Origin of the sequence: Pseudoxanthobacter sp. (assembly GCF_036822375.1) — a bacterium.
Classification (GTDB): Bacteria; Pseudomonadota; Alphaproteobacteria; order Rhizobiales; family Segnochrobactraceae; genus Pseudoxanthobacter.
The window spans coordinates 34,597-40,318 of record NZ_DAISHT010000012.1 but is presented as its reverse complement, the minus strand read 5'-3'; the positions used below and the strand labels follow the sequence as shown (position 1 = coordinate 40,318).

General features: G+C 69.4%; 4 protein-coding genes and 1 pseudogene. 4 read left to right on the top strand and 1 reads right to left on the bottom strand.

From position 1 onward, the window contains the following. The 3 genes and pseudogenes from V7067_RS02835 to V7067_RS02825 all read left to right on the top strand — a co-directional run. Positions 1-1,004: pseudogene (locus V7067_RS02835) on the top strand (carbamoyl phosphate synthase large subunit); the annotation flags it as partial. A gap of 175 nt (positions 1,005-1,179) precedes the next feature. After that, positions 1,180-1,656 (top strand): transcription elongation factor GreA, encoded by a 477-nt coding sequence (gene greA, locus V7067_RS02830; protein ID WP_334174360.1) that lies wholly within the window; start codon positions 1,180-1,182, stop codon positions 1,654-1,656. A 304-nt stretch (positions 1,657-1,960) separates the two neighbouring features. Beyond that, positions 1,961-2,533, top strand: coding sequence for a helix-turn-helix transcriptional regulator (locus V7067_RS02825; protein WP_334174357.1), 573 nt, complete (start codon positions 1,961-1,963; stop codon positions 2,531-2,533). 12 nt (positions 2,534-2,545) lie between these two features. On the opposite strand, the gene V7067_RS02820 is transcribed toward V7067_RS02825, so the two are convergent. Then, on the bottom strand, positions 2,546-3,847 hold the full coding sequence (locus V7067_RS02820) for a glycerate kinase (RefSeq protein ID WP_334174359.1): 1,302 nt from the start codon (positions 3,845-3,847) through the stop codon (positions 2,546-2,548). A gap of 635 nt (positions 3,848-4,482) precedes the next feature. Between V7067_RS02820 and V7067_RS02815 the strand changes: the two genes are divergently transcribed. Next, complete coding sequence (locus V7067_RS02815; RefSeq protein WP_334174356.1) at positions 4,483-5,691, top strand: CoA transferase; 1,209 nt, start codon at positions 4,483-4,485, stop codon at positions 5,689-5,691. The last annotated feature ends 31 nt before the right edge of the window (positions 5,692-5,722 follow it).

The window sequence follows — 5,722 nt, the reverse complement described above, 5'->3', positions numbered from 1 at the left end:
AGACCGGCCAGATCAACACCGTGCTCGGCAAGAGCCCGCTGCTGTTCGACCGCTACCTGACCGACGCCACCGAGATCGACGTCGATGCGCTGGCCGACGGCACCGACGTGTTCGTCTGCGGCATCATGGAGCACATCGAGGAAGCCGGCATTCACTCCGGCGATTCGGCCTGCTCGCTGCCGCCGCGCTCGCTTTCCGCCGACACCATCGCCCGGCTGGAAAAGGAAACCCGCGCGCTGGCGCTGGGGCTCGACGTGCGCGGCCTGATGAACGTGCAGTACGCCATCAAGGACGGCGAAATCTACGTCATCGAGGTCAACCCGCGCGCCTCGCGCACCGTGCCGTTCGTCGCCAAGACCATCGGCAAGCCGATCGCCAAGATCGCCGCGCGCATCATGGCCGGCGAGAGCCTCGCCTCGTTCGGCCTGAAGCCGGAAAAGCTCGACCATGTGGCGGTGAAGGAAGCGGTGTTCCCGTTCGCCCGCTTCCCCGGCGTCGATACCGTGCTCGGCCCGGAGATGCGCTCCACCGGCGAGGTGATGGGTCTCGACAAGGCGTTCCCGATGGCCTTCGCCAAGTCGCAGCTCGGCTCCGGCACGCCGGTGCCGACCGCCGGCACGGCGTTTGTCTCCATGCGCGAGGCCGACAAGCAGAAGGTGCTGGAATCGGTGCGCATGCTGGCGAAGCTCGGCTTCACCATCATCGCCACGTCGGGCACCCAGCGTTTCCTTGCCGAAAACGGCGTGCCCTCCACCAAGATCAACAAGGTGCTTGAAGGCCGCCCGCACATCGTCGATGCTATCGCCAACGGCAAGGTGCAGCTGGTCTTCAACACCACCGAGGGCGCGCAGGCCCTTGCCGACAGCCGGTCGATGCGCCGGGCCGCCCTGCAGCACAGGGTGCCCTATTACACGACCGTTGCCGGCGCCATCGCTGCCGTTCAGGGCATCGTCGCGATGAGCACCGGCGAGCTTGAGGTTCGTCCGCTGCAGTCTTATTTCTGAGCGGACTGCTGAAACGAATCCCGGCTGCTGCAGAGCCGCCTTCGGGCGGGCTGTGGCTGTCGGGCTTCTTGTTGTCGTTTACGCCGTGGCTGCCGCGCCGGCGAAGGGGCAAGGGTGCCCCACCGCCGCAACGGCGGGACTCTGGCGGGTGGCGACGAGAAAGACCGAGGTCGTGATGGAAAAGATACCAATGACCGCTGCCGGCTACGCCTCGCTCGAGGTCGAGCTGAAGAAGCGTGCGCAGGAGGAGCGTCCGCGCATCATCGCCGCCATTGCAGAAGCGCGCGCCCACGGCGACCTTTCGGAAAATGCCGAATATCACGCCGCCAAGGAACAGCAGAGCCTGAACGAGGGCCGCATCGCGGAGCTTGAAGACAAGCTGTCGCGCGCCGAGATCATCGACGTTTCCAAGCTCTCCGGCACGTCCGTCAAGTTCGGCGCCACGGTGACGCTGATCGACGAGGATACCGAGGAAGAGAAGAGCTATCAGATCGTCGGCGATGTCGAAGCCGACGTGAAGAAGGGTCGGGTGTCGATCTCCTCGCCCATCGCGCGCGCCCTGATCGGCAAGAGCGTGGGCGACAGCGTGGAAGTGGTCGCCCCCGGCGGTGCCCGTTCCTACGAGATCACCGCGGTCCGCTATCTCGCCTGATCCCGGCGCGGCGCCGCGGGCGGTCCTGTAAGGGCCGTGCCGCGGGCAGCCACGCCAGCCTCTGTCGGGGTCTGTTTCCCGGTTGGGGCCTGTCTCCGGAGCCGGCGCACACGCGCCGGCTTTGCCTTTTCAGGCCGCCCCCATGCGGCGCGTCCTGCTGCTGCGCCGGGCCGGTCGTTGCGCCCGCCGGGCCCGGTGCTGTAAAAAAGATCCGGGCCGCAGCGGCGCGCCGGCGATGCCGGCCGGCGACACGGCCGCAACTGAACGGACAGGACGTTCGATGCCGGATCGTCTGACCAGCCGAATGAAGACCTGGCGCCGCCTGAACAGCATCAAGCAGGAGACCCTCGCGGCCCAGCTTGGCGTGTCTCAGGCCGCCATCTCGCGCTGGGAAAACGGTCTGGACCAGCCCTCGCCCGCCCACCTGAAGCAGCTTCGCAACCTGCTCGCACAGACCGTGCGCGATGAATTCCAGCTTCAGCGCCAGTTCATCATGCGGCAGCGCACCGTGCGCATGCTGTGCGACATGGACGGCGTGCGCATGCTGGGCGTGTCGCACGGGTTCAGCGCGCTGTGGCCGGAAAGCGGCGCCCTCATCGAACGCCGTCTGGCCGACGACCTCGTCGGCGAAACCCGGCCGTTCAGTTTTGACGTCGCGCTGGTGCAGGCCATTGCCGGCGGTTCGCTGTGCATCGCCTCCGGCATCAGCGACCGGCATATCGGCCTGCAGATCGACAGGGCCGTGCGCCACGGCTGGCACATCTGCTTCCGCCACTACGGCGCGCGCGTGATTGCCGACATGATCTACGAGCCGTGCGACCCCGACGAGCCGGTCGGCATCCGCGATCTGCTGCACATCGACGAACTTGCGACCTGACGTGCCCGCCCCTCACGCGGCGGCCGCCGGCGCCAGCACGAGCAAGGCGCGGAAATCGTTGACATTGGTCAGCGTCGGGCCGGTCACCACCTGATCGCCGGTTTGCCGGAAGAAGGTGTGGGCGTCGTTGGCCGCCAGCGCCGCGCCGGCATCCGCCCCGCAGGCCGCCGCCCGCGACAGCGTATCCGGCGTCACGATGGCACCGGCCACCTCGGCGGCGCCGTCCACGCCGTCGGTGTCGCCGGCCAGAGCGAAGATGCCCGGCGCGCCCTCAAGCGCAAGCGCCAGAGCCAGCGCATATTCGGCGTTCGGCCCGCCGATTCCGGCACCGGTGCGGGTCACCGTCAGTTCGCCGCCGGAAAGCAGCAGCAGCGGCGGCTCGCCCGGCCGGCGCGTGTCCGCAAGCGCCCGCGCCATGGCGGCATGGGCCCGCGCCACGTCGCGCGCTTCGCCTTCCAGCGCATCGCCCAGAATGCGCACCTCCCAGCCCTGCTCGCGCGCCAGCGCCGCGGCGGCGGCGAGCGACTGCATGGGGGCGGCAATAAGGCGGGTCTGCGTGCGCGACAGGCGGCGGTCGCCGGGCCGGATCACGCCCGATCCGGCCCGCAGCGCCCGGATCACCGCCTCCGGCGGGCTGATCCCCCAGCGCGAGAGCAGCGCGAGGGCATCGGCCGCGCCGGTTTCGTCGCCCACCGTCGGGCCGGAGCCGATGAGACTGAGGTCGTCGCCCGGCACATCGGAGATGACGAGCGCCAGCATGCGCGCCGGCCATGCCGCAGCCGCCAGCTGGCCGCCCTTGACCCGGCTCAGATGCTTACGGACGACATTCATGGCCGAGATCGGCGCACCGGAAGCCAGCAGGGCATCGTTGACGGCCTGCTTGTCGGCCAGCGTCAGCCCGGCGGCCGGCGCCACCAGCAGGGCCGATGCCCCACCGGAAATGAGAGCGAGCACGAAATCCGCCTCGCCAAGACCGTCCAGCAGCGCCAGCAGGCGCGCCGTCGCCTGCTCGCCGGCGCGATCGGGCACCGGATGGGCCGCTTCCGCCAGAGCGATGCCGCGAAGCGGCCGGCCATAGCCATAACGGGTGATCACCAGCCCTTCGCACGGGCCCCACGCCGCCTCGACGGCCTCGGCCATGCGCGCCGAAGCCTTGCCGGCGCCCACCACCACCACCCGGCCGGCGGGCCGGGCGGGCAGGAAGGCGGCGAGCGAGCGCATCGGATCGGCAACGCCGACGGCGCGGTCGAACAGCGCCCGCAACCGGGCCGGAATCCCGGCCGGGCCGGGGCCCGCCGTCTGCCCCGCCTGCATGTCAGCCTGCACGTCCGTCTGCATGTCCGTCTGCATGTCCGCCCGCGCCTCCGCCCGCCAGCTCCGGCCCGGCCGTTGCCGGCCGCCCGTGCGGGCTGCAGGCCGACTCATCGGTGCCGGCGCCATTGTGGCATCATCGGGCCGGACGGAAAAACGGGGCTGCTGCCGCAATGGCCGCCAGCCCCGCCTCTGTCGTGCCTTCAGTCGTGCGCCGGTCAGGCCGGCTGCCCGCGGCCGATGGCCAGCCGGCGCCGGCGTCCCGCCGGCCGCCGCGGACGCGGCTGCCCTGCCCGTTTCAGCATGGACCGGCCGTAAGTCGTTGCAGTCCGCCTGAGCTTCATAGGGGCATCCTTCCGTCAGTGACCCGGAACCCGGATCCGCAGACATCCCTCTGCTCGACAGTGCATGACAGTTGAATGACATGCGTATGACAGTTCACCGCTTCGGCGCCGCGACCCGGCGCTCCGGGCGCCCGCCGGGGCCGGCAAGACGGCCGGCGATGCGGCATCGGCGACATCGATTTTGCCATCGCGGAAACCGCCGTCTCCCGTCACACTGCGCCGGTATCATCGCAAACCGGGCGGCCGGTATAGGAACCATCGGGGCCGGACCGCCATTTCGGGGGGGGGAAAACCATGAGCGCAGAGAATTCCGCCGCCACGCCGCTGCCGCTGCTGGCCGGGGTGACGATCGTCGACCTGTCCCGCGTGCTGGCCGGGCCGTTTGCCACCATGACGCTCGCCAACCTCGGGGCGCGCGTCATCAAGGTGGAAATTCCCGGCACGGGCGACGACTCGCGCGCGTTCGGTCCGTTCGCCGGCGGCAAGTCGCTCTATTTCTCGGCCATCAACTGCAACAAGGAGAGCATCGCCCTCAATCTGCGCGAGGCGCCGGACCGGGCCATTTTCGAGAGCATCCTCGAAAAGGCGGATATCGTGGTCGAGAACTACCGCCCCGGCACGATGGAAAAGCTCGGCTACGGCTGGGACGTTCTGCACGCGCGCTATCCGCACCTGATCTACGGCGCCGCATCCGGGTTCGGCGACAGCGGCCCCTATTCGCGCCGCGCCGCCTACGACATGGTGGTGCAGGGCATGGGCGGCATCATTTCCATGACGGGCTATCCCGGCGGCAAGCCGACCCGGGTCGGCATTTCCATCGGCGACATCACCGCCGGCCTCTATCTGGCCATCGGCCTCAACGGCGCGCTGTTCCGGCGCACCCTGACCGGGCTTGGCAGCAAGATCGATATCGCCATGCTCGATTGTCAGGCCGCAATCATGGAAGACGCCATCACCAGTTGCGCAAAGACCGGCGAAGTGCCCGGCCCCCACGGCACCCGGCATCCCTCGATCGCGCCGTTTCAGGCCTTTCTGGCCTCCGATGGCTACATCATCATCGCCGCCGGCAACGACCACCTGTTCGCGCTGATGGCCGGCGCTCTGGACGAGCCGGGCCTGACGGCCGATCCGCGCTTCGCCACCAACGACCTGCGCCACCAGAACATCGACGCGCTGGAGCAGGAGATGGAGAAGGCGCTGTCGAAAAACACCGTCGCCCACTGGCTGGATGCGCTGAATGCCGCCGGCGTGCCGTGCGGACCGATCAACGACATCGCCGGCATGATCGCCGATCCGCAGGTGAACGCCCGCAACATGGTCGTCACCGTTCAGGATCCGGTCGCCGGCGAGATCCGGGTCGCGGGCAATCCGGTCAAGGTCGTCGGTCTGGCCGAGCCGGCAACGTTCGCGCCGCCGCCGGAACTGGACGAGCACCGGGCGAAGATCGTCGCCGAGTTCGCGCCGTTGGCCGCCGGCGACCTCGCGGGCAAGAGCCCGTCCTGAGGCGCCGGCAACCGCACCGGGCGCGGCGCGC